This window comes from Mesorhizobium sp. B4-1-1 (assembly GCF_006439375.1).
Taxonomy (GTDB): Bacteria; Pseudomonadota; Alphaproteobacteria; order Rhizobiales; family Rhizobiaceae; genus Mesorhizobium.
Genome location: NZ_VFTH01000011.1, coordinates 162,501 through 185,628, shown reverse-complemented (window position 1 = coordinate 185,628; position 23,128 = coordinate 162,501). Strand labels below are relative to the sequence as shown.

General features: G+C 63.8%; 19 protein-coding genes, 1 tRNA gene and 2 rRNA genes (1 of these 22 running past the window's edge). 18 read left to right on the top strand and 4 right to left on the bottom strand.

The genetic code is table 11. From position 1 onward, the window contains the following. Nucleotides 1–2: 2 nt before the first annotated feature. Nucleotides 3–767 carry an aldolase/citrate lyase family protein gene (locus FJW10_RS17480; protein ID WP_140901026.1) on the bottom strand — a complete coding sequence of 255 codons (765 nt, stop codon included), beginning with the start codon at nt 765–767 and terminating at the stop codon, nt 3–5. Nucleotides 768–877: 110 nt separating this feature from the next. Between FJW10_RS17480 and FJW10_RS17475 the strand changes: the two genes are divergently transcribed. From FJW10_RS17475 to FJW10_RS17390, 18 genes are all read left to right on the top strand, one after another. Further along, the gene (locus FJW10_RS17475; protein ID WP_140901025.1) at nt 878–1,768 is read left to right on the top strand and encodes a 2-hydroxy-3-oxopropionate reductase; all 891 of its coding nucleotides are present in this window, start codon (nt 878–880) and stop codon (nt 1,766–1,768) included. Between the two features lie 2 nt (nt 1,769–1,770). Beyond that, nucleotides 1,771–2,583: a shikimate dehydrogenase gene (locus FJW10_RS17470; protein ID WP_140901024.1), complete on the top strand. Its 813-nt coding sequence runs from the start codon at nt 1,771–1,773 to the stop codon at nt 2,581–2,583. After that, complete coding sequence (locus FJW10_RS17465; RefSeq protein ID WP_140901023.1) at nt 2,576–3,382, top strand: SDR family oxidoreductase; 807 nt, start codon at nt 2,576–2,578, stop codon at nt 3,380–3,382. The genes FJW10_RS17470 and FJW10_RS17465 overlap by 8 nt, the downstream gene beginning before the upstream one ends. Nucleotides 3,383–3,392: 10 nt before the next feature. After that, nucleotides 3,393–3,740 (top strand): RidA family protein, encoded by a 348-nt coding sequence (locus FJW10_RS17460; protein WP_140901022.1) that lies wholly within the window; start codon nt 3,393–3,395, stop codon nt 3,738–3,740. 151 nt (nt 3,741–3,891) lie between these two features. Continuing rightward, nucleotides 3,892–4,680 (top strand): FadR/GntR family transcriptional regulator, encoded by a 789-nt coding sequence (locus FJW10_RS17455; RefSeq protein ID WP_140837084.1) that lies wholly within the window; start codon nt 3,892–3,894, stop codon nt 4,678–4,680. Between the two features lie 280 nt (nt 4,681–4,960). Then, nucleotides 4,961–5,671, top strand: coding sequence for an SDR family oxidoreductase (locus FJW10_RS17450; RefSeq protein WP_140901021.1), 711 nt, complete (start codon nt 4,961–4,963; stop codon nt 5,669–5,671). Between the two features lie 11 nt (nt 5,672–5,682). Further along, nucleotides 5,683–6,432 (top strand): SDR family oxidoreductase, encoded by a 750-nt coding sequence (locus FJW10_RS17445; protein WP_140901020.1) that lies wholly within the window; start codon nt 5,683–5,685, stop codon nt 6,430–6,432. Between the two features lie 78 nt (nt 6,433–6,510). Continuing rightward, entirely contained in the window at nt 6,511–7,458 is a 948-nt protein-coding gene (locus FJW10_RS17440; RefSeq protein WP_140901019.1) for a LysR substrate-binding domain-containing protein, read from the top strand. A gap of 88 nt (nt 7,459–7,546) precedes the next feature. Then, nucleotides 7,547–8,581 (top strand): amino acid ABC transporter substrate-binding protein, encoded by a 1,035-nt coding sequence (locus tag FJW10_RS17435; protein ID WP_140837114.1) that lies wholly within the window; start codon nt 7,547–7,549, stop codon nt 8,579–8,581. Between the two features lie 102 nt (nt 8,582–8,683). After that, entirely contained in the window at nt 8,684–9,847 is a 1,164-nt protein-coding gene (locus FJW10_RS17430; RefSeq protein WP_140901018.1) for an ABC transporter permease subunit, read from the top strand. Between the two features lie 3 nt (nt 9,848–9,850). Beyond that, a complete protein-coding gene (locus FJW10_RS17425; protein ID WP_140901017.1) occupies nt 9,851–10,930 on the top strand; it encodes an amino acid ABC transporter permease in 1,080 nt (359 codons plus the stop codon). A 13-nt stretch (nt 10,931–10,943) separates the two neighbouring features. Continuing rightward, nucleotides 10,944–11,699 (top strand): amino acid ABC transporter ATP-binding protein, encoded by a 756-nt coding sequence (locus tag FJW10_RS17420; protein WP_140901016.1) that lies wholly within the window; start codon nt 10,944–10,946, stop codon nt 11,697–11,699. Nucleotides 11,700–11,752: 53 nt separating this feature from the next. Continuing rightward, entirely contained in the window at nt 11,753–13,156 is a 1,404-nt protein-coding gene (locus FJW10_RS17415) for an FAD-binding oxidoreductase (RefSeq protein ID WP_140901015.1), read from the top strand. 120 nt (nt 13,157–13,276) lie between these two features. Then, nucleotides 13,277–14,947, top strand: coding sequence for a thiamine pyrophosphate-binding protein (locus tag FJW10_RS17410; protein ID WP_140901014.1), 1,671 nt, complete (start codon nt 13,277–13,279; stop codon nt 14,945–14,947). Continuing rightward, entirely contained in the window at nt 14,944–17,040 is a 2,097-nt protein-coding gene (locus FJW10_RS17405) for a hydantoinase/oxoprolinase family protein (protein ID WP_140901013.1), read from the top strand. The genes FJW10_RS17410 and FJW10_RS17405 overlap by 4 nt, the downstream gene beginning before the upstream one ends. Continuing rightward, nucleotides 17,037–18,668, top strand: a complete 1,632-nt coding sequence (locus tag FJW10_RS17400; RefSeq protein WP_246674287.1) for a hydantoinase B/oxoprolinase family protein — start codon at nt 17,037–17,039, stop codon at nt 18,666–18,668. The genes FJW10_RS17405 and FJW10_RS17400 overlap by 4 nt, the downstream gene beginning before the upstream one ends. Next, on the top strand, nt 18,668–19,870 hold the full coding sequence (locus FJW10_RS17395) for a pyridoxal phosphate-dependent aminotransferase (protein ID WP_140901012.1): 1,203 nt from the start codon (nt 18,668–18,670) through the stop codon (nt 19,868–19,870). The genes FJW10_RS17400 and FJW10_RS17395 overlap by 1 nt, the downstream gene beginning before the upstream one ends. Nucleotides 19,871–19,873: 3 nt before the next feature. Beyond that, the gene (locus tag FJW10_RS17390; protein ID WP_140901011.1) at nt 19,874–20,686 is read left to right on the top strand and encodes an NAD(P)-dependent oxidoreductase; all 813 of its coding nucleotides are present in this window, start codon (nt 19,874–19,876) and stop codon (nt 20,684–20,686) included. Between the two features lie 227 nt (nt 20,687–20,913). Here FJW10_RS17390 and FJW10_RS17385 read toward each other — a convergent pair. The 3 genes from FJW10_RS17385 to FJW10_RS17375 all read right to left on the bottom strand — a co-directional run. Further along, nucleotides 20,914–20,990 (bottom strand) — tRNA-Met (locus FJW10_RS17385). 192 nt (nt 20,991–21,182) lie between these two features. Then, a 5S ribosomal RNA gene (gene rrf / locus FJW10_RS17380) occupies nt 21,183–21,297 on the bottom strand. 89 nt (nt 21,298–21,386) lie between these two features. After that, a 23S ribosomal RNA gene (locus tag FJW10_RS17375) occupies nt 21,387–23,128 on the bottom strand; it runs 1,056 nt beyond the window's last position.

Below are 23,128 nucleotides of genomic sequence, written 5' to 3'. Positions count from 1 at the left end.
TCCTACCGATTGAACGAGGCGACCAGGGCGTCCGAACCCCGCGCCAGCAGGCCGAGATCGGAACCGACTGCCACCATGGTGAAGCCGTCGGCGAGGTAGCGGTCCGCATCGGCCTTCACGGGAGCCAGGATGCCGCTGGCCTTGCCTGCCGAGGCGGCGGCCTTGCGTACCGACGATATCGCCTCCTGCACAGGCCCGGCGCCAGGATTGCCCATCGCGCCCATATTGGTGGAGAGGTCGCCCGGCCCGACGAACAGAACGTCCACACCGTCCACCGCTGCGATTTCGGCGGCGTTCGCCACACCGGCCCCGTCCTCGATCTGCACGGCAAGCAATTGCTGCTCGCGCGCCTTGACGTGGTAGCCGGCGATGCGACCGAAAGCATTGGCGCGGTGGCCGACCGAGAAACCGCGGAAGCCACCCGGCGCATAGGTCATCGCCGCGACGATTGCGCGCGCCTGCTCGGCCGTGCGCACATTCGGAATCATCAGGCTGCGGGCGCCGACATCCAGCGCCTGTTTCATCAGATTGGGATCGTCGGATGGTAGGCGCACCACGGCTTCGCAAGGAAACGCCGCCACGACCTGCAGCTGCGCCATGATGCTGCGCAGGTCGTTCGGGCTGTGCTCGCCGTCGATCAGCAGCCAGCCCGCCCCGGAGCCCGCGACGACTTCGGTGGTGAGCGCCGAGGCCAGGGAGCACCAGATGCCGATATGAGCCCGGCCGGCCTGCACGGCCGCCTTCAGCGAATTGACGCGCTCCTGCATGTGCGATCGGTCTCCAGTCGTGAAGAAGGTGCATTGAAATTTGTATGATGTCCTATATCATATGCCTAGCTTGAGCTGCAAGGCGCTCCGGCGCCGCGTGGGAGTTGCGTATGAAAATCGGCTTCATCGGACTTGGCGTCATGGGCGCGCCGATGGCCCGGCATCTCGCCGATGCCGGGCATGAGATCGTCACCGTCCTCAACCGCTCTCCCCTGCCGGAGGTCCTCGACGCATCGGTGGTCGCCTCTCCCGCCGAGGTGGCGCGGGCGTCCGAGTTCGTCATCACCATGCTGCCCGACACGCTCGACGTCGAGCGCGTCCTGTTCGGGCAGAACGGCGTGCTGGAAGGAATTTCGGCCGGCAAGCTGGTCATCGACATGAGCTCGATCAGCCCGATCGCCACGGCCGGCTTCGCCGCGAAGATAAGGCAGGCAGGCGCAGGCTATCTCGATGCGCCGGTCTCCGGCGGCGAGGTCGGCGCCAAGGCGGCCAGCCTCACCATCATGGTCGGCGGGCCGGCCGCCGAGTTCGAGCGCGCGCTGCCGATCTTCGAGAGGCTCGGCAAGAACATCACCTTGATCGGGCAAAACAACGGCGCCGGCCAGACCTGCAAGATCGCCAACCAGATCATCGTCGCGCTCAACATCGAGGCGGTCGCCGAGGCGCTGGTCTTCGCCAGCAAGGCCGGTTGCGATCCGGCAAAGGTGCGCGGCGCGCTGATGGGCGGCTTCGCCTCGTCGCGGGTCCTGGAAGTGCATGGCGAACGCATGATCGCCCGCAGCTTCGCGCCGGGTTTTCGTATCCGGCTGCACCGGAAGGATCTCAATCTTGCGCTGGAAAGCGCGCGCGCGCTCGGCGTTGCCTTGCCGGGCACCGCAACGGCACAACAGCTGATGAATGCCTGCTCGGCCCGGGCGGGCGGCGCGGAGGCTGACCATTCTTCACTCGTTCGAGCCCTCGAAATCCTCAGTCATCACGAACTCTCAAACGGAAAGGAATAACGATGCGCGGAACCGGCAAGGCCGATGTTTTCGTCATGCTGGCCCATCCCGTGGGCCATGCGAAAAGCCCCGGCATCTTCAACGAGATCTTCGAGCAGAAGGGGCTCGACAGCCTGATGGTGCCACTAAGCTGCCGCCCGGAGGATTTCGACACGTTCTGGGCCGGCATCACGGCGGCCGAGAACATCCGGGGCGTGATCATCTCGGTGCCGTACAAGGTTCCGGTCTTCCACAAATGCGCCGCCGCCCATGATCGTGCCGCGCGCGTGGAAAGCGCGAATTCCGTGCGCCGGCAGGCGGACGGCACCTGGTATGCCGACAATTTCGACGGCGTCGGTTTCATCGAGGGGCTGAAGGCCGGCGGACACTCGATCGCAGGCAAGCGCATCCTCCAGGTCGGCGCCGGCGGCGCGGGCGCCTCGCTCACTTACTGCCTTGCCGAAGAAGGCGCGGCGGAAATCCGTCTGGCCGACATCGACAAGGAGCGCGCGCAAAAGCTCGCTTCGCTGGTCGGCAAGGCTTTTCCCGACTGCCGCATCGACGTCGGAGAACCCGATCCGTCCGGCATGGATATGGCGATCAATGCCACGCCGTCCGGGCTGAAGGCCAGCGATCCATTGCCGATGGACGTCAGCAAGCTGACGCCGCAGATGACGGTCGTCGACATCATCATGGAGCCAGCCGAGACGGCGCTGCTCAAGGCGGCGAAGGAGATCGGCTGCCGCATCCAGCCGGGGCGCCCGATGATGGATTTCCAGGTCGAGGCCATGGCCGAATTCTTCGACATCGAGCGCAAGGATCGCCGCAATGGCTGATGCGATGACCGCCGTCGTGATCGGCGGCACGTCCGGCATAGGCCGCGCGATCGCCGAGCGCTTCGCCGGCGACGGCTATCAGGTTGTCGTCGCCGGCCGCGATGCCGTCCGAGGCAAGCAAGCCGCCGACGCCTGCGACAGTGCCGGCGCGCCAAGCGCCCTTTTCGTGCAAACCGATGTCGCCGATCCCGCCTCGGTCGAAGGCCTGGCGCGAGACGTCGGCAATGCGTTCGGCACGCCCCAGGTCGTGGTCAACTGCGCCGGTATCCTGCAAAGCGGCAAGCACGTCCTCGACCAGGATCTCGACGAAGACGAGCGGATGTGGCGCATCAACTATCGCGGCACGCTGCTCGGCTGCCAGGTGTTCGGCCGGTTGATGTCGGCCGCCGGGCGCGGCGCGATCCTCAATGTCGGCTCGCTTGCCTCTTTCGCGCCACTGTCGCTGCCGGCCTACACGCCGGGCAAGCATGCTGTCCTGGCGCTGACGCAAATGCTGGCCGCCGAGCTCGGCCCACATGGCGTTCGCGTCAATGCCGTGGCGCCCGGCTACACGCTGTCGGACGGGCTGAAGGCAAAGATCGAGAAGGGCGAGCGCAACCCGCAAGCCATCCAGGCTACGACTGCGCTGCGCCGCTTCGTCGAGCCGCGCGACGTCGCCGAGGCTGCCTTGTTCCTCTGCTCCGACCGCGCCGCATCGATCACCGGCGTCACGCTTCCGGTCGATGCCGGCTGGCTCGTCCAGGCGCCTTACGCGCAGTACCTGCAAGGCAACCCCATCCGGCAGACGCCGGCGATCTGAGAGAGAACAAGTGAGCGACATTCAGCGCTTCGACTTCGACACCCGCATCCATCACGGCGTCATCCACAACCGGACGCTCTACCTCACCGGCCAGGTCGCCCGGCCCGGCCAATCGGCGGCCGACCAGATGCGCGAGGTGCTCGGCAATATCGATGCGCTGCTTGCCAAGGCAGGCACCGACAAGACGCGCATCCTCCACGTCCAGATGTGGCTGGACGACGTGCGCGATTTCGACGAGGTCAACACGGTCTGGGATGCCTGGATGCCGAAGGAGCACGCGCCGGCGCGATCCTCCGGCGAAGGTCGGATGGCCAAGCCCGGCATGTTGGTCGAACTGATCGTCACCGCGGCGGTTTGAATGGTCCTGCCGGTTCGGGCATCATCCCCGAATCTGGTCGAGCGCTTCAGCTTTTCACGGAAACGCCGAACCGCTCTATCTCTTTGTTTCTACGCAATTCCGGACGGAAAACCGCTACACACTTTTCCTGGAATTGCTCTAGGGGAGACTGATGACGAAGCGCAAGCCGCTGTCCACCGTCGTGGCGGAGAGCCTGTCCGAAAAGATCCGCTCCGGGTCGCTGCTTCCCGGCGCTCAACTGCCGACGGAGGCGGAACTTTGCGCCGAATACGACGTCAGTCGCACCGTCGTGCGCGAGGCGGTGGCGCGGCTGCGCTCAGAGGGCATGGTTGTGCCGCAACAGGGGCGCGGCATGTTCGTCAGCGAAACGCCCGCGCCGCGCAATTTCTCGATTCCGGAGGAGGCGCTGCGGACATTGCCGGAGACCATCGCCTTGCTTGAGCTCAGATTGAGCGTCGAAGTGGAATCCGCCGGGCTCTGCGCGGAACGGCGGACCGACAAGGAGGCAAGCGACATCCGCGCCATGATGGATGAGATCGACGCCCGGCATGCGGACCCCGCCGCCGTCCAGATCCACTACGACTATGATTTCCACCTCGCGATCGCCAAGGCTGCGCGCAATGAATTCATCCACGGCTTCTTGAGCTATCTCGGGCCGATGATCGTGCCGCGATTCCAGCTCGGCTACGTGGTCGAGCCCGCGCTCAAGGACAGCTACTACGCGCGCATCCACAGCGAGCACAAAGCGATCGTCGATGCCATCGAAAGGCAGGACGCAAGCAAGGCCCGCCAAGCGATGCGCAAGCATCTGCAGAACAGCCTGGGACGCGTGCGCGCGCTGGCGAAAGCTTCGGGCATCGAGGCCACCGAAGCAGAACAGAAAGCCGCTGCCGCCTCGCTTTTCACCGACCTGAGAAAGCCCTTGCCGACAGCCGGATAGTTTCGCCGGCTTCGATGTCGTTCGCCTCCGTCGCCGCGCGCCAAGCCAGTCGTTCGCGAAAGCCGTGTTTTTTCTCGGTTTGCGGCCAATGTCCGGCCCTCGCCCGCTGAAAACGTCGTTTTCCTTGAGCTGTCTGCATTTGCCGCCGCACCGGAAGGTTGGAATATTCCGGTCGGCAGCAAGGCTTTCGAAAGCTTATCTTTCCTTTTTGCTGGTTTTCTTGGTTTCGCGGCGTCGGCCCGCGCCGCACACTGAAAACCAGGCAAATGGGGAAGCCCAAGTGACGACAGCCTTCATCACCGGAGCGACGAGCGGCATGGGACGGGCGATGGCGATCGCGCTGAGCGACGCCGGCTACGACGTCTATGCGGCCGGCCGCAGCCAGGCGGCGCTGAAAGACCTGCAGGCCGAGCGCCCGGGCATCGTCCCCATCGCCGTCGACGTCACCGATCGCGAGGCGCTGGAAGCGGTGCTGGCGGATCTCACCGTCGATGTGCTGATCAACAATGCCGGCATCATGCCGCCGCTCGGCAATTTCGCCGACATGAAGATCGCCGACATCGACACCACGCTGGAGGTGAACCTCAGCGCGGCGATCCTGCTCACCCGCCTCGTCGTGCCGCAGATGCGCGAGCGGCAGTCGGGGCACATACTGTTCACCGGCTCCGTCGCGGGCCACGCCGCATTCTCCAACATTGCCGTCTATGCGGCCACCAAGGCGGCGATTTCCGGCTTTGCCGCCGCGCTACGCGCCGACCTCTCCCCTTCCGGCGTGCGCGTCACCGAAATCGTCGCCGGCCGTGTCGAGACGCAGCTCTACCAGGACATCCTCGACGCCGAGGCGCGCGCCGCCATGTACGCCAGCAAGGTGGTGCAGCCCGATGACGTGGCCAGGATGGTCGTCGCGGTGCTCGCGCTGCCGGCATGGGCCGACGTTACCCGTTTCGACATCATGCCGACCTGGCCGACCTCGCCAAGCGGCACCAAGTAGGGAAAACTGGAATGAAGGATCTTTCCGTTCTGATCGTTGGTGGCGGCGCCGGCCTCGGCGCGCTCCTGGCCAAGATGGCTGTCGAGGCCGGGGCGGCAAAGATCGGCATCATCGACATCAACCAGCAGGCCGCGGAGAGCGCGCTCGAGCCGGCGAAGGCCAGGGGCCTGCCGACCGCGGCGGCGACTGGCGACATCCAGGTCGGTCCGCAATGCCACGCCGCCTTCGACGCCATCGTCGCCAAGCTCGGGCGCGTCGACACGCTGATCAACTGCGCCGCCATCTATCCGCGTCGGCCGCTGCTCGAGATCACCGACGCCGACTGGGACGCCTCCAACGGCATCAACATCAAAGGCACCTACCATATGATGGTGGCGGCAGTCCGCCACATGCAGGCGCAAGAGCCGAAGGACCATGTGCGCGGCCGGATCGTGAACCTGACCTCCGTCGACGCTTTCAAGGCGCATCCGCAGAACGCCCACTATGCTGCGACCAAGGCAGCCGTCGTAAGCCTGACGCGGTCCTTCGCGCACTACGTCGCCAAGGACGGCATCCTGGTGAACTCCGTGGCGCCGGCCGGCATGGCTACCGAGAAGGCCAAGGCCCTCGGCTTCCTCGAGGAACTTGCCAAGGCAAGTCCGCTCGGCCGTGGCGCCGAGCCCACCGAGATCGCCGAATGGGTGCTGATGACCGGCGGCCCGAAGAACACCTACATGACCGGAGAAAACGTAATTGTTTCAGGCGGTTACATCTACGCATAGAGTCTCGGCGGCTTGGCGCCGCCGGACATGTGGCAGTGCATGATCGACGGAGCTCGAACGAAAGGAGGCGAAATTACCATGACCGGCAAGCTTCGCCTTCCTTCGCTCAATGCGCTTCGCGTCTTCCACGCCGTCGCGCAACACAAGAGCTTCCGACAGGCGGCCGACGAGCTCTTGGTCACGCCGCAGGCGGTCGGACAGCAGATCAAGCTGCTGGAAGACACGCTTCAAGTGACGCTGTTCGAGCGCAAGGGCCGCTCGATCGAACTGACGGAGTCGGCGATCCTTCTGTCGCACTACGTCAAGGCCGGCTTCGACGAGTTTTCCGAAGGCGTGCGCCGCGTCACCAAGTCGAACTACCGCGACCGCATCAACCTCAATGCGAGCCCATATTTCGCCACGCATTACCTGCTGCCCAGGCTTTCGCTGTTCCGCGATATGCTGCCGGGAGCGGACCTGCGCCTGACGACGATGGTCGACCTGCCCGACTTCGGCCGCGACGACATCGATATGACTGTACAGTGGGGCTATGGCAACTGGCCGGACTACGAGACCACGCTGCTGGTGCCGGATCCGAAGATCATTTGCTGCACACCGGCGATCGGCGAGAAGATCAAGTCGGCGCATGACCTGACGCGCTTCACGCTGCTCGACACCGTCAAGTCGAAGCGCCTGTGGCCGGACATATTGCGCCACCTCGGCGTGGAGCTGACCGACGGCGACCGCAGCATCAGCTTCGACGACGCGGCGACGATGCGCCGTGCGACCTTGCAAGGCATCGGCGTAGGCCTGGTCTCCGTCATCGACGCCGAGGAGGATTTCCGCTCTGGCGCGCTGGTCGCGCCGATCGGCCGCGACGCCATCGCCGACATGCGGCCGGAAGAAGTCCCCGGCTTCTACCTCATCGTTCCGCGTGGGCATCTGCGCGTGAAGGCTGTGGCCGCGCTCCATCGATGGCTGGCCCAGGAGGATTGGCGCAGCGACCTCAAGATCCCCTTGCCGAAACCGACCCCGCTTTCCGACTGACAAGCGGCTTCGAGACCGAGCTCCGAAAGGCATCCTACGGGCTCCAACAATAAGAAACGGAACAACCTCAACAGTGGAGACAATCAAAATGAAAATGATCAAATGGGGGGCCGCCGCCATGGCCCTGGGCCTCATGCATCTGTCTGCGCCGGCGCAAGCCGCCGGCGGCAAGACGCTCGAAACCGTCAAGGCACGCGGCGCGCTCAACTGTACCGGCCATGACGGCTCCTATCTCGGCTTTGCCGAGGTGGACGACAAGGGCAACTGGAAGGGCATGGACATCGACCTTTGCAAGGCGGTGGCCGCAGCCGTATTCGGCGATCCGGCGAAGCTGAAGATCGTTCCGATCAGCTGGGCGCAGCGCTGGCCGTCACTTCAGTCGGGCGACGTCGACATCATCATCAAGGCCTCGGGCGGCACGCTCAGCCGCGACACCGAGCTCGGCCTGCAATTCTCCATGTCCTATTACCTCGGAACCACCAAGGTGATGGCGCACAAGGAGCTGAACCTGAAGTCGCTCAAGGACGCCAATGGCGGCACGATCTGCATTCCCGCCGGCACCTCGCAGGAGCAGCAGGTCGCCGCCTACGCCCAGAAGCTCGGCATCAAGCTCGAGCCGGTGCTGATCGAAAAGACCGAAGAGCTGGAACAAGCCTATTTCTCCGGCCGCTGCGACCTTTATGCGCAATGGGGACCGACACTCGCCATCGCCCGCATCGCCAAGAGCAAGGTCGAGGACCATGTGATCCTGCCCGACGTGCTCGCGGTCGAGCCGGAGGTGATGATCATGCGTCAGGGCGACGACAACTGGGTCGACATCGCCAACTGGACGCTGAGCACCCTGATCTTCGCCGAGCAGGAAGGCATCACCTCCAAGAATGTCGACGAGATCAAGGCCAAGCCGACTTCGCCGCAGGTGGCGAAATTCCTCGGCGTCACGCCGGGCATGGGCAAGGGTCTCGGGCTTTCCGACGACTGGGCCTACAACGTGATCAAGAAGGTCGGCAATTACGGCGAGATCTTCGATCGCGATCTGGGCAAGGACTCGCCCTACAAGATGGATCGCGAGCTGACCAACCTGTGGAACAATGGCGGCGTCCTGTTCCCGCTGGTGATCGATTGATCCCCTTGGTGATCGGCTGATCCGCGTCTGAAGTTATCCCGCTCTGGGCTCCGTCCGGCTTGCGCCGGGCGGAGCCGGCAGCAATTCGAGAAGGATAGGTCGATGGTCAGCCTGCTGAGAAATCAGAAGGTCCGCAACGCGCTGTTGCAGATTCTCTATGTCGGCGCGCTTGCCGCGCTTGTGCTCGCCGGCGTGGTCATCGCCCGGCGCAACCTTGCCGAGCAAGGGATCACCTCCGGCTTCGACTTCCTCTACAAGTCGACGGGCTGGGACGTGAACTTCTCGCTGCTGCCCGCCACGGCCAACGATCCCTATTGGTGGTTCTTCCTCATCGGCATCATCAACACGCTGTTCCTCGGCACCGTCGGGCTGATGCTGGCGACGCTGGTCGGAACGATCGTCGGCCTGGCACGAACGTCCTCGAACGAATTGGCGCGGCTGCTTGGCCGCACCTATGTCGACATTTTCCGCAACATCCCGCTGATCCTCCAGGTCTTCTTCTGGTACGCCGTCATCACGCACCTGCCGACGCCGCGCGCTGCGCATGAGGCATTCGGCATGCTGCTGACCAGCCGCGGCCTCTACTTGCCGATCCCCAATGTCGGGGCCATCGCGTTTGCGGCGGCGATACTTGCCGTGATCGCGGCAATCGCGCTTCCCGTCTGGCTGGGCAGGACGTCGCGCCTTAGCCAACCATTCGGCGAGCGGCTCGGCATTCAACTGGCCGCGGCGGCGACGGCGCTGGCCACCGCCGCCGTCATCCTGGCGCTCGGTCGCTTGCCGGACCTGCCACTTCTCGACTTCCCCGCCTTGCAAGGCCTGAATCTTAAGGGAGGCCTGCGCATTCCGCCGGAGTTTTCCGCGCTGGCGATCGCCATCGCCATCTATGGCGGCTCCTACATCGCCGAGATCGTGCGCGGCGGCTTCAAGTCCGTCGGCAAGGGCCAGATGGAGGCGGCGCTCTCGCTGGGCTTGAGTCCTTGGCGCGTGTTCACGCTTGTGCGGTTGCCGCTGGCGCTGCGCGCCATGCTGCCAATCCTCGCCAACCAGTATGTCTGGCTGATGAAGGCGACGACGATGGGCATCGCTGTCGGCTTCACCGACTTCTTCATGATCGTGGCGCTGACCATCAACCATTCCGGCCAGACGCTGGAAACGATCGGCATCCTGATGGCAGGCTTCCTCGCCATCAACCTCAGCCTTGCCGCCATCTTCAACCGCATCAACAAAGCCATTGCCCTGAAGGGCAATCAACTGAGGGCGTGAGAGATGGAGATGGTCGTTGTCGCTCCCCCTGCCCCGGGGAAGGTCGAGGATCTTAAGCGCCGCTTCTTCGCGACGCCGCTTCAGGCGCTGCTGTCGCTGATCTCGCTGGCGATCATGGCTTTCGTCGTCTGGAAGCTGCTCAACTGGGCGGTCTTCTCGGCCGTTTTCACGACGAGCGGCGGACCCGAGGCCTGCCAGGCGGCGGCCGGCGCCTGCTGGTCGGTCATCGCGGCAAGGTGGCGCATCATCCTCTTCGGCCTCTATCCCTTCGAGGAGCAGTGGCGCTCGGCGCTGGCCTGCGTCACCGTCGTGGTGATGACGGTGCTGAGCTGCATCCCGGCCTTCTGGACGGGCCGCCGCATCGCGCTCGTCTGGGGAGCAGGCACGGCCCTCTACTACGTGCTGATGAAGGGCGGCGTGCTTGGGCTGTCCTATGTCGGCGAGGAAGCCTGGGGAGGCCTTGCGCTCACCCTCTTCATCTTCGTCACCACCTGCCTGATCGGCTTCCCGCTGGCGGTCTGCCTGGCTCTGTTGCGGCGGTCGGAGCTTCCCTGGATATCGCGTACCACCGCCCTCATCATCGATGGGGTCCGTTCGCTGCCGCTGATCTCGATCCTGTTCACTTTCGCAATCGTCCTGCCCTTCGCGCTGCCGCAATGGCTGGTGGGCGACAAGCTTTATAGGGTCATCCTCGGCTCCGCCCTGTTCTTCTCGGCCTACCAGGCCGAGATCGTCAGAGGCGGCATGCAGGGCGTGCCAGCGGGACAGGAAGAAGCCGCCATGGCGCTCGGCATGAGCTACTGGCAGCGCATCGGCCGTATCCTTCTGCCGCAGGCGATGCGCAATGCGCTGCCGGCGACGATCAACCAGTTCGTGATCTCGTTCAAGGAGACCTCGCTGGTGGTCATCGTCGGCTTCTTTGAGATCTTGGCCTCCGGCAACGCTGCCTATGGCACCGGCGAATGGCGCTTCGCCTATGTCGAGGTCTACGCCTTCATCGCCTTCATCTACTTCGTCTTCGTCTTCAGCCTGTCCCGCTACGGCGCTTATCTCGAACGCCGCATGTCGGTCGGCGAACGGTGAGGAGGCGGTAGACATGAATCCGGGCAAAGCTTCCGGACCGGCGGTCCGCATCGAGAACCTCGACAAGCACTACGGGACATTCCATGCGCTGCGGAAGGTGAACCTGTCCGTCGGGCGGGGCGAAAGGATCGTCGTCTGCGGTCCTTCCGGCTCCGGCAAGTCCACCATGATCCGCTGCATCAACCGGCTCGAGCAGCACGATGGCGGCCGCATCACCGTGCTCGGCACCGAGCTCAACGACGATGTCGCCAACATCGACGGGATCAGGCGCGAAGTCGGCATGGTGTTCCAGCACTTCAACCTGTTCCCGCATATGACGGTGCTGGAGAACTGCATGATCGCGCCGATGATCGTGCGCAAGCTGCCGCGCACGGAAGCGGAGACAACTGCCCGGCGCTATCTTGAGAAGGTCCGCATCCCCGAGCAGGCGATGAAGTTTCCCGGCCAGCTCTCCGGCGGCCAGCAGCAGCGTGTGGCGATTGCGCGGGCGCTTTGCATGCAGCCGCAGATCATGCTTTTCGACGAGCCGACCTCGGCGCTCGATCCGGAAATGATATCGGAGGTGCTGGACGTGATGGTGACGCTCGCCTCCGACGGCATGACGATGATCTGCGTCACGCATGAGATGGGCTTTGCGCGGCGTGTCGCCGACCGGGTGGTCTTCATGGATGGCGGAGAGATTGTCGAAGAGGCGCCGCCGGAGGAGTTCTTCACTTCTTGCCGGAACGATCGCACGCGACAATTCCTGTCGCAGATCCTGGGTCATTGAGCCGGACCGCCTTACTGTCTATACGCGGCTCGTCCCACAGCTCAGGTACCCAGATGGCTGATCTCGTTATCGCATTGCAGGCAATCCTCGGGCCGAAAGGCTGGCTTTCCGGTGGTGATGCCGAGCCCTACCACCGCGATTGGCTCAACCGCTATGGCGTAGCGCCTCTTGGGATTGCCAGGCCTGCCAACACGGCGGAGGTGGCGGCGATCGTAAACATAAGCAGGGAGGCAGGCGTGGCGGTGATCCCGCAAGGCGGGAACACCGGCCTGTGCGGCGGCGCCGTCGCCGATCGGCCGAACGCGGTGATCGTCTCGCTTTCACGCATGACGGCGATCGGCGAACCGGACCTGGAGAGCGGATCGATCATCGTCGACGCGGGCGTGGTGCTTGCCGCGCTGCATGAGGCGCTGGAACCGCATGGCCTGATGTTTCCGATGCATCTCGGGGCCGAAGGCAGCGCCAGGATCGGCGGCCTGATCGGCACCAATGCCGGCGGCAGCCAGGCGTTTCGCTTCGGCATGATGCAGGATCTGGTGCTCGGCCTCGAGGTCGTGATGCCGGACGGCACGGTGTGGGACGGTCTTCGCGCCGTGCAGAAGGACAATGCCGGCTACCAGCTTCGCAAGCTGTTCTGCGGTTCGGAAGGCACGCTCGGCATCGTGACGCGCGCGGTGTTGAGGCTCTATCCGACGCCAAAACAGCAGGCGAGCGCACTCTTGGTGATGTCCGATTTCGCCGCCGCCGTGTCCTTCGGCGCCTTCCTGCGCGGCGAGGCTGGAGAATTCCTGGCCGGCCTCGAGTTCTTTTCGGATGTCGGCCTGACGCTCGCGCTCAGGCATCTGCCGGATCTTGCCTATCAGCTGGAGACGAGGGGCGACGTCTATCTGCTCGTCGAAGTGGCGTCGGGCTCGACGCGCGTCCCCCTCGACGATATCCTGGCTTCGGCGCTGGAATCGGGCATGGAGCAAGGCCTGGTCGTTGATGGCGCGCTGGCCAATTCAGGCGCGCAACGGGCGCAGTTCTGGCGCTTGCGCGAGGAGCAGCCGGAGGGCCAGCGGCTGGAGGGCGAGCAGCTCAAGCATGACATCTCCGTGCCGCCGGGCGCGATCGCGCGCTTCATCGAGGCCGGCGCGAAACTATGCCACGACATTCTTCCCGACGTGCGGATCAACCCGTTCGGCCATCTCGGCGACGGCAACATCCACTACAATCTGTCGCCGCCGGAAGGCCGCGCCGATTTCGACGGCGAGGCTGGTGCATTCGCCGAGGCGCTGGCTGCCTTAGCCACCGACATGGGCGGCAGCTTTGCCGCCGAGCATGGGCTCGGCCGCGCCAAGATCGCCATGGCCGACCGTAACCGCGGCTCCACCGAGCGTAGCCTCATGGCGCGGCTCAAACGCGCATTCGATCCGCAGGCTACGATGAACCCCGGTGTTCTGGTGCGGATTCCATAGCAAAGAAAAACTTTCGTATGGATCGCATTTCTTGATTTCGCGCCGGCCCGCCGCGGTGCAGGTATAGCCGCAAGGGCAGGCCCAGTCCGCTTGCCGCCAGCTTTAAGAGGATGTCGAAGCATGGTCCGCAATGGCGGTCGCCTTCTTGTCGAGTGCCTCATTGCCTTGGGTGCCGCCAAGAGCTTTGGCGTTCCCGGCGAGAGCTATCTGGCCGTCCTCGACGCGCTGCACGATACCCATGGCAAGCTCGACTACGTGCTTTGCCGCAACGAAGGCGGCGCGGCCTTCATGGCTTCCGCCTATGGCAAGCTGACCGGCACACCGGGCATCTGCTTCGTGACGCGTGGCCCGGGCGTGACCAATGCCAGCATCGGTGTCCACACCGCCATGCAGGACTCCTCGCCCATGATCCTCTTCGTCGGCCAGGTCGGCACCGACATGAAAGGCCGCGAAGCCTTCCAGGAGATCGATTACCGGGCGGTCTATGGGACCGTCGCAAAATGGGCGGTCGAGATCGACGACGTTGCGCGACTTCCCGAGATCGTAGCGCGCGCCTGGACCACCGCCTTGACCGGCCGGCCCGGCCCCGTCGTCGTCGCGCTGCCCGAAGACATGCTGACAACCATGACCGAGGCCGCGCCGCTCAGCGGCCCTGCTTCGATTTTCGAAGCCGCTCCGTCGCGGGATGCCGTCGCGGCGGCGCTTGAGATGCTGGCTGCGGCAGAGAAGCCGGTGCTGCTCATGGGTGGCGCCAACTGGACGACCGATGGACGCGCCGCGCTCCAGGCCTTCGCCGAGGCTTCAGACATCCCTGTGGTTACCGCCTTTCGCTACCAGGACCAGTTCGACAACCATTCACCGGTGTTCGTCGGCGAAGCCGGCGTCGGCATGGTGGCGCATGTCAAGACGCTGATCCGCGATGCGGACGTGATTCTGGCGGTCAATGTCCGCTTCGGCGAGATGACGACGGACGGCTACACGCTGCTCGACGTTCCGGTGCCGCGCCAGAAGCTGATCCATGCGCACGGCTCCGACCGCGAGATCGGCAAGATCTATGTGCCCGCGATCGGTATCCACGCCGGCCCGAATGCTTTCGCCAAGGCCCTGTCCCCGGTGAAGGGTGGCTGGGCCGGCTGGCGGGCGGCGGCGCGCAAGGCCTATGAAGGCGCCTTCGCGGCGCCCGTACAGCCCGGCCCGGTCGACATGGTCGCGGTCAGCGCCTGGCTGCGCGAGACCTTGCCGGCCGACGTCATCCTCACCAACGGCGCCGGCAATTTCACCGTATGGCCGAACAAGTTCTTCAAGTTCGGACCGCAGGCGCGGCTGCTCGCGCCGCAATCCGGCGCCATGGGCTACGGCCTGCCGGCGGCAATCGCCGCGAAGGTCGCCTATCCGGACCGCACTGTCGTCTGCTTTGCCGGCGACGGCGACTTTCAGATGAATTGCCAGGAGCTCGGCACCGCCATGCAGGCCGGCGCGCAGCCGATCGTGCTCATCATCAACAACGGCATTTACGGTACGATCCGCGCGCATCAGGAACGCAACTATCCGGCCCGCGTCTCCGGCACCTCGCTGGAAAACCCGGACTTCGTGGCGCTGGCCAAGGCCTATGGTTTTCACGCTGAGCGCGTCGAATCGACCGGGGATTTCGCCGCCGCCTTCGACCGGGCGCTCGCCTCGACAACGGGAGCGGTCCTCGACATCGCCATCTCGCCCGAAGCGCTCACGCCCCGGCAAACCCTTTCCCAGATGCGCGACGCCGCGCTCGCTTCGCAGAAGGCCAAGGCATGACCTCCAGATCAGACGACATCCGTCTCGGCGCGGACATTGGCGGCACCTTCACCGACATCGCGCTCGATGTCAGGGGAACGATGTTTTCGACCAAGGTGCTGACCAATTATGCGGCGCCAGAGCAGGCGATCCTCGACGGTATCGACGTGGTGATCCGCGATGCCGGCATTTCGCCGGCCGAGATCGGCATCATCATCCACGGCACGACGCTAGCCACCAACGCGCTGATCGAGCGGCGCGGCGCCCGGACCGCGCTGATCACGACGCAAGGCTTCCGCGACGTGATCGAGATGCGGACGGAGAACCGCTTCGAGCAGTATGATTTGAACCTGCAACTGCCGACGCCGCTGATCCCGCGCGAGGACCGTTTCACGGTCGGGGGCCGCATCGGCGCCGAGGGGCAGGAACTGCAGCCGCTCGACGAAGCCGCGCTCGAGGAGATCGCCGATCGGATCGCTGCCGGCAATTTCGGTTCGGTGGCGATCGGCTTCATCCATGCCTACGCCAACCCCGACCACGAGCGTCGCGCCCGCGAGATCCTCTCCGGGAAGCTCACCATCCCGATTTCGATCAGCGCCGAGGTCTCGCCCCAGATGCGCGAGTTCGAGCGCTTCAACACGGTCTGCGCCAACGCCTATGTGCGGCCGCAGATGGCCGACTATCTCGCCCGCCTGCAGACGCGCCTGAAGGACATGGGTGCCGACTGCCCGGTCTTCATGATCCATTCGGGCGGCGGCCTGATCTCGGTCGAAACCGCTTCGGAATTTCCTGTTCGCCTGGTCGAATCCGGCCCTGCGGGAGGCGCCATTTTCGCCGCCGATATCGCCCGGCGCTTCGGGCTCGAAAAGGTCGTCTCCTATGACATGGGCGGCACCACCGCCAAGATCTGCCTGATCGAGGATTTTGCGCCGCGCACGGCGCGGACCTTCGAGGTAGCGCGCACCTATCGCTTCTCGAAAGGCTCGGGCATGCCGATCTCCATCCCGGTGATCGAGATGATCGAGATCGGCGCCGGCGGCGGCTCGATCGCCTGGGTCGACGCCATGGGCCGCATCCAGACCGGACCGGAAAGTGCCGGCTCGGAACCCGGCCCTGCCTGCTACGGCCGCGGCGGCAAGCGTCCGGCGATCACCGACGCCGACCTCGTGCTCGGCAAGCTTGATCCCGACAATTTTGCCGGCGGCGCGATCAAGCTCGACACCGCCGCGTCCGAACAGGCGATCCTGCGCGAGGTCGGCGAGCGCCTGTCGCTGAATGCCATGGCGACCGCCTTCGGCATCTGCGAGGTGGTGGACGAGAACATGGCGAATGCCGCCCGCGTCCACGCCGTCGAAAACGGCAAGAACATCTCCGACAATCTGATGATCGCGTTCGGCGGTGCCGCCCCGCTTCACGCCGCGAGGCTCTGCGAAAAGCTCGGCATCGACCAATGCATCGTGCCGCGCGGCGCCGGCGTCGGGTCGGCGATCGGCTTCCTCAAGGCGCCGTTCGGCTACGAAGCCTTGGCGTCGAAGCTGACGCGCCTGTCGCGCTTCAAGCCGGCCGAAGTCAACGCACTCCTCGCCGACCTCAAAGCCTCGGCCGAGGGTTTCGTGCGCACCGGCGCCAGCGGAAAAATCGTCTGCGAAATCACCGCCTTCATGCGCTATGCCGGCCAGGGCTGGGAAATCCCCGTGCCGCTGGCGGACGAACCGTTCGGCGACGATGCCGTGGCAAAGCTCAAGGAGCTGTTCGAGCAGAACTACCAGCGCTTCTTCGGCCGCGCCATCGAAGGCCTCGACGGTTTGGAAATCGAGATCGTCACCTGGTCGGTCAAGGCGACGGACGTTCGGCCCCCAGGCGCAAGACATGAGCTCATCATCGGCAAGAAGACCAGCGAGCCGACAACGGCGCGCGCGGTGTTCGATCCGGTCAGCGGCGCGCCGCGCAGCTATGGCATTGTCGAGCGTGACACGCTCTGCGCCGGCGACCGCGTGGTCGGGCCGGCAGTCATCGTGGAGCGCGAGACGTCCACCGTCGTCACCACCAGCTTCGACGCCGTCATCCAGAGCGAAGGCGCGATACTCCTGATCCGCAAAGGCAGCCACGCATGAGCGACCCAGGCATGAACAGCATTGGCGAAATCCGCATGCAGGTCATGTGGAACCGGTTGATCTCGGTGGTCGAGGAGCAGGCGCTCACTTTGCTGCGCACTGCCTTCTCGACCTCCGTGCGCGAATCCGGCGACCTGTCGGCCGGCGTGTTCGATCCGCGCGGCCAGATGCTGGCGCAGGCGGTGACCGGCACGCCGGGCCACGTCAACACTATGGCCGAGGCGGTGCTGCATTTCATGCATGCAATCCCGCGCGAGGAGATGTTCGAAGGCGACACCTATGTCACCAACGACCCTTGGCTCGGCACCGGCCACTTGCACGACATCACCATGGTGTCGCCGTCCTTCCTCAACGGCGAGCTCGTGGCCTTCTTCGCCTGCACCGCGCATGTCGTCGATGTCGGCGGCCGTGGCTTCGGCGCCGACGGCAAGTCTGTCTATGAGGAAGGCATCCAGATCCCGATCATGAAGTTCGCGGAAAAGGGCAAAGTCAATCTCGATCTCGTCCGCATCCTGCGCGCCAATGTCCGCGAGCCCAACCAGGTCGTCGGCGATTTCTATTCCTTGGCCGCCTGCAACGAGGTCGGCCACCGGCGCCTTGTCGACATGATGAGGGAGATCGGCTTGGCCTCGCTCGGCGGGCTCGGCGACTTCATCTTCTCGCGCACCCGCGACGCAATGCTCGAGCGCATCGAGGCGCTGCCGAAGGGAAGCTGGTCGAACGAGCTGGTGACCGACGGCTATGACGAGCCGGTCAAGCTCGCAGCCACGGTCTCGGTCCGCGACGACCATGTCGAAGTCGATTTCACCGGCACCGATCCGATGAGCCGCTGGGGCATCAACTGCCCGATCATCTACAGCAAGGCCTATGCCTGCTATGCGCTGAAATGCATGGTGGCGCCCGACATTCCCAACAATGCCGCCTCGCTCGCCTTTTTCACCGTATCCTCACCAGTCAACATCCTGAACGCGGTGCGGCCGGCGCCGGTGGCGCTCAGGCATATTTTCGGCCACATGGTTCCCGATCTGGTGCTCGGCGCCTTCTCCAAGGCGTTGCCCGGAAAAATCCTCGCAGAAGGCGCCGGCGCGCTCTGGAACATCCATATTTCGGCGCGACCCGTTGCCGGCGCATCCGGCCGACGCGCCGAGGTGCTGATGTTCAACTCCGGCGGCATGGGCGCCCGCCCCGAGCTCGACGGCCTGTCGGCGACGGCCTTTCCGTCCGGCGTGCACACCATGCCGATCGAAGCGACCGAGCATACCGGGCCGATCGTCATCTGGCGCAAGGAGCTGCGGCCCAACTCCGGCGGCGACGGCGAATTCCGCGGCGGCCTTGGACAGGTCATCGAGATCGCCGCGACCGACGGCCATGAATTCGACTTCTCGGCCATGTTCGACCGCGTCAATCATCCGGCCCACGGCCGCGACGGCGGCAAGCCGGGCGTCGCCGGCGTGGTCAAGCTCGACGATGGCACAAAGATGCGCCCGAAAGGCTGGCAGCACGTGCCGGCCGGGCGCAGGCTGATCCTCGAACTGCCGGGTGGCGGCGGCTATGGCGATCCAGCCAAACGCAACGCGGCCTCGCGAGCCAATGACCGGTCCAAGGGTTACATCACGGAGAACGACTGATGAGCTATGTTGCCTCGCGCCTGTCGGCGGTGAAGCCCTCGGCTTCGATGGCGGCTTCGCAGGCTGCCAAGGCGCTGCGCGCCAAGGGCGTCGACGTCATCGATCTCGGCTTGGGCGAGCCCGACTTTCCGACGCCGCATCATATCATCGATGCCGCTCATTTGGCCGCGAAGGCTGGGCAGACGCTCTACACGGCAGCCGCCGGCACGGTCGAAGTGCGCGAAGCCATAGCCGGAAAATTCCGCCGCGAGAACGGGCTGGACTACACCGCCGATGATATCGTCGTCGCCAACGGCGCCAAGCAGATCATCTTCAACGCGCTGATGGCGACACTGGAGACCGGCGACGAGGCGATCCTGCCGGCGCCCTATTTCGTCTCCTATCCGGAAATGGTGAAGCTGCTCGGCGGCACGCCGGTCGTCGTCGAATGCCCGGAGACATCCGGCTTCCGGCTGACGCCGGCGCTCTTGGAAAAGGCGATCACGCCGAGGACGAAGTGGCTCTTCCTCAACATGCCGGGCAACCCGTCCGGCGCGGTCTACTCCGAGTCCGATCTGAAGGCGCTGGGCGCGGTGCTGGCGAAGCATCCGCAGGTGCTCATCCTTTCCGACGAGATCTACGAGCACATCCTGTTCGACGGACGCGAGTTCGTTTCTTTCGGCAAGGCCTGTCCCGAGCTCAAGGAGCGCACGCTGATCGTCAACGGCGTCTCGAAATCCTATGCGATGACCGGCTGGCGCGTCGGCTATGCGGCGGGGCCCGCGCCGCTTCTCAAGGCGATGTCGACCATCCAGAGCCAATCCTGCACCTCGGTTTGCTCGATCGCTCAAGCCGCGACTGTCGCCGCGCTCAACGGCCCGCAGGACGAGGTCGCCCGCTTCCGCCAGGCTTTTGAGGCGCGCCGCGACCTGGTCGTCGATGGCATCCGGAACATCAACGGCCTGACGCTGTCGCCGCCGGAAGGCGCTTTCTACGCCTACATCGGCTGCGCCAGCCTGATCGGCCGCAAGACGCCCAAGGGCGTCGTGCTGGAGGACGACGCGGCTGTGGCGAACTATCTTCTGAACGACGGCCGGGTGGCGTCGGTACCGGGCGTCGCCTATGGACTGTCACCCTATTTCCGCATCTCGACCGCGACCAGCGAAGAGGTGCTGACCGAGGCGATCGCGCGGATCAACGCCGCCGTCGCGCAAGTGGAGTAAGTGATGCCGCATTACGAACGTATCCTGATCACCGGCGCCGCCGGCCGGCTCGGCTCGCAGCTGCGCAAGGGGCTGGTGCCGTTGGCCAAGACGATCCGCCTGGCGGGGCGCGAACCCTTCGGCGACCTTGCGCCGCACGAGGAGGAAGCGGTCTTCGACCTCGCCGACATGGAAGCCACGATCGCGGCGACCAAAGATTGCGACGCGATCGTCCATTTCGGCGGCGCGCCGCTCGAATGCGAATGGCAGACCATCCTCGATTCCAGCATCCGCGGCTCCTACCACATCTATGAAGGCGCCCGGAAACACGGCGTGAAGCGCGTCGTTTACGCTTCGTCGGTGCATGCCATCGGCTATCACGAGATCGAGGCGCATATCGGCGTCGACGCGCCGGTGCGCCCCGACAGCCTTTATGGGGTGTCGAAGAATTTCGTCGAAAGCCTCAGCCGGCTTTATTGGGACAAGTTCGGCATCGAGACGGTGTGCCTGCGCATCTTCTCGTCCTTCCCCGAACCCGCCGACCGGCGCATGCTGTGGTCATATCTCTCTTTCGCCGACTGCGTGCGCCTGGTCGAAGCGTCGCTGACCGCGCCGCGCGTCGGCCACACGATCTCGTTCGGCATTTCCAACAACAAGCTGAAGATGGTCGACAACAGCGGCGCGGACCACCTTGGGTTCATCCCGCAGGACAGCGCCGAGTCATTTCGCGCCGCGGTCGAGGCCAAAACCCCTGTTCCCGATCCGAACAAGCCGTCGGTGAAATATCTCGGCGGCTGGTTCTGCGAGCTTGGCCATCCCGACGACAAGCCCACCTGACGATCCCGTCCGCCAAGAACTGCGCCACGAAAGCAAAACGCCGGCAACTCGTTGAGTTGCCGGCGTTTTTCAATCGAAGCTGGTTGCAGGGCCAGGATTTGGCTTCTCTGTTCCGCCGCGTCGGCTTTACCGTCTTGCAGGCCCCTGGCGAGAGAGTGTGGCTTTTTGTGTTGGTTTTGCGATGCTCCAACGCAAAACGGCCCGTGTTGAGCGGGCCGTTTTGAGTTTGGTTGCGGGGACAGGATTTGAACCTGTGACCTTCAGGTTATGAGCCTGACGAGCTACCGGGCTGCTCCACCCCGCGTCAACTACGAGCAAGCGTTTGCTTGCGTCCTTTGAGGTAAGGTTTAACTTACCGGAGTCAAGAGACCACCAAATGAAAGGGCCGCTTGCGCGGCCCGTGATCCCGTTTGGCGGGCCTAAAAATCGTAAGGAGAAGATTGTCTTTCATCCGGATTTGTTTGATCCGGATGTGAGCTGAACGTGCGCTTGGCAGACCTGGCAGCGACCTACTCTCCCGCGTCTTGAGACGAAGTACCATCAGCGCTGGAGCGTTTCACGGCCGAGTTCGGAATGGGATCGGGTGCAGCCGCTCCGCCATAACCACCAGGTCGGCAAAACGCACGTTCAAATCGAGAAGCTGTTTTCTGTGCGGGCGACAATCCTTCGGATTGCGCCTTGATGGATATAAGTAATGAGAACGATCAAGCCTATCGAACTATTAGTACCGGTAAGCTTCAAGCGTTGCCGCTCTTCCACACCCGGCCTATCAACGTGGTCGTCTTCCACGGTTCTCAGGGAATACTCGTTTCAAGGTGGGTTTCCCGCTTAGATGCCTTCAGCGGTTATCCCGTCCGGATATAGCTACCCTGCAATGCGGCTGGCGCCACAACAGGTCCACCAGAGATCCGTCCATCCCGGTCCTCTCGTACTAGGGACAGATCCTTTCAATATTCCTACACCCACGGCAGATAGGGACCGAACTGTCTCACGACGTTCTGAACCCAACTCACGTACCGCTTTAAATGGCGAACAGCCATACCCTTGGGACCTGCTCCAGCCCCAGGATGCGATGAGTCGACATCGAGGTGCCAAACAACCCCGTCGATATGGACTCTTGGGGGTCATCAGCCTGTTATCCCCGGCGTACCTTTTATCCGTTGAGCGATGGCCCTTCCACGCGGGACCACCGGATCACTATGACCGACTTTCGTCTCTGCTCGACTTGTCAGTCTCGCAGTCAGGCAGGCTTATGCCATTGCACTCAGCGAACGATTTCCGACCGTTCTGAGCCCACCATCGCGCGCCTCCGTTACTCTTTAGGAGGCGACCGCCCCAGTCAAACTACCCACCATACATTGTCCCGGACCCGGATGACGGGCCGCGGTTAGACATCCATAGTAATAAGGGTGGTATTTCAAGGGTGGCTCCACCTGAGCTGGCGCCCAGGTTTCAAAGCCTACCACCTATCCTACACATGCCACTACGAATGCCAATGTAAAGCTATAGTAAAGGTGCACGGGGTCTTTCCGTCTAACCGCAGGAACCCCGCATCTTCACGGGGAATTCAATTTCACTGAGTCTATGCTGGAGACAGCGGGGAAGTCGTTACGCCATTCGTGCAGGTCGGAACTTACCCGACAAGGAATTTCGCTACCTTAGGACCGTTATAGTTACGGCCGCCGTTTACTGGGGCTTCGATTCAGAGCTTGCACCCCTCCTCTTAACCTTCCAGCACCGGGCAGGCGTCAGACCCTATACGTCGCCTTGCGGCTTCGCAGAGCCCTGTGTTTTTGATAAACAGTCGCTACCCCCTGGTCTGTGCCACCCTCCTCTGCTTGCGCAGAAAAGGGTCACGCTTCTTCCGAAGTTACGCGTGCAATTTGCCGAGTTCCTTCAGCATAGTTCTCTCAAGCGCCTTGGTATACTCTACCTGACCACCAGTGTCGGTTTCGGGTACGGTCTATAAGGAGGAGCTATTTCCTGGAACCGCTCCGCTGCCCGTTCAATCCGATAAGATTGGACAACTTGTGCGATCCGTCACTACCTCCAGGCCCACGAATATTAACGTGGTTCCCATCGACTACGCGTTTCCGCCTCGTCTTAGGGGCCGGCTAACCCTGCTCAGATTAACTTTAAGCAGGAACCCTTGGTCTTTCGGCGGGGGAGTCTCTCACTCCCCTTACGTTACTCATGTCAGCATTCGCACTTCTGATACCTCCACCGCCCCTCACGGGTACGGCTTCATCAGCTTACAGAACGCTCCGCTACCGCTCGCATTACTGCGAACCCTAAGCTTCGGTGTATGGCTTTAGCCCCGTTACATTTTCGGCGCAAAGACCCTTATTTAGACCAGTGAGCTGTTACGCTTTCTTTAAATGATGGCTGCTTCTAAGCCAACATCCTGGTTGTTTTGGGATCCTCACATCCTTTCCCACTTAG

What these genes read in the sequence shown, in the direction of transcription:
- FJW10_RS17440 (WP_140901019.1), top strand. Translation starts at nt 6,511, where the DNA reads ATGACCGGCAAGCTTCGCCTTCCTTCGCTCAATGCGCTTCGCGTCTTC.
- FJW10_RS17475 (WP_140901025.1), top strand. Translation starts at nt 878, where the DNA reads ATGAAAATCGGCTTCATCGGACTTGGCGTCATGGGCGCGCCGATGGCC.
- FJW10_RS17465 (WP_140901023.1), top strand. Translation starts at nt 2,576, where the DNA reads ATGGCTGATGCGATGACCGCCGTCGTGATCGGCGGCACGTCCGGCATA.
- FJW10_RS17445 (WP_140901020.1), top strand. Translation starts at nt 5,683, where the DNA reads ATGAAGGATCTTTCCGTTCTGATCGTTGGTGGCGGCGCCGGCCTCGGC.
- FJW10_RS17425 (WP_140901017.1), top strand. Translation starts at nt 9,851, where the DNA reads ATGGAGATGGTCGTTGTCGCTCCCCCTGCCCCGGGGAAGGTCGAGGAT.
- FJW10_RS17470 (WP_140901024.1), top strand. Translation starts at nt 1,771, where the DNA reads ATGCGCGGAACCGGCAAGGCCGATGTTTTCGTCATGCTGGCCCATCCC.
- FJW10_RS17390 (WP_140901011.1), top strand. Translation starts at nt 19,874, where the DNA reads ATGCCGCATTACGAACGTATCCTGATCACCGGCGCCGCCGGCCGGCTC.
- FJW10_RS17480 (WP_140901026.1), bottom strand. Translation starts at nt 767, where the DNA reads ATGCAGGAGCGCGTCAATTCGCTGAAGGCGGCCGTGCAGGCCGGCCGG.
- FJW10_RS17430 (WP_140901018.1), top strand. Translation starts at nt 8,684, where the DNA reads ATGGTCAGCCTGCTGAGAAATCAGAAGGTCCGCAACGCGCTGTTGCAG.
- FJW10_RS17455 (WP_140837084.1), top strand. Translation starts at nt 3,892, where the DNA reads ATGACGAAGCGCAAGCCGCTGTCCACCGTCGTGGCGGAGAGCCTGTCC.
- FJW10_RS17435 (WP_140837114.1), top strand. Translation starts at nt 7,547, where the DNA reads ATGAAAATGATCAAATGGGGGGCCGCCGCCATGGCCCTGGGCCTCATG.
- FJW10_RS17410 (WP_140901014.1), top strand. Translation starts at nt 13,277, where the DNA reads ATGGTCCGCAATGGCGGTCGCCTTCTTGTCGAGTGCCTCATTGCCTTG.
- FJW10_RS17395 (WP_140901012.1), top strand. Translation starts at nt 18,668, where the DNA reads ATGAGCTATGTTGCCTCGCGCCTGTCGGCGGTGAAGCCCTCGGCTTCG.
- FJW10_RS17400 (WP_246674287.1), top strand. Translation starts at nt 17,037, where the DNA reads ATGAGCGACCCAGGCATGAACAGCATTGGCGAAATCCGCATGCAGGTC.
- FJW10_RS17420 (WP_140901016.1), top strand. Translation starts at nt 10,944, where the DNA reads ATGAATCCGGGCAAAGCTTCCGGACCGGCGGTCCGCATCGAGAACCTC.
- FJW10_RS17405 (WP_140901013.1), top strand. Translation starts at nt 14,944, where the DNA reads ATGACCTCCAGATCAGACGACATCCGTCTCGGCGCGGACATTGGCGGC.
- FJW10_RS17415 (WP_140901015.1), top strand. Translation starts at nt 11,753, where the DNA reads ATGGCTGATCTCGTTATCGCATTGCAGGCAATCCTCGGGCCGAAAGGC.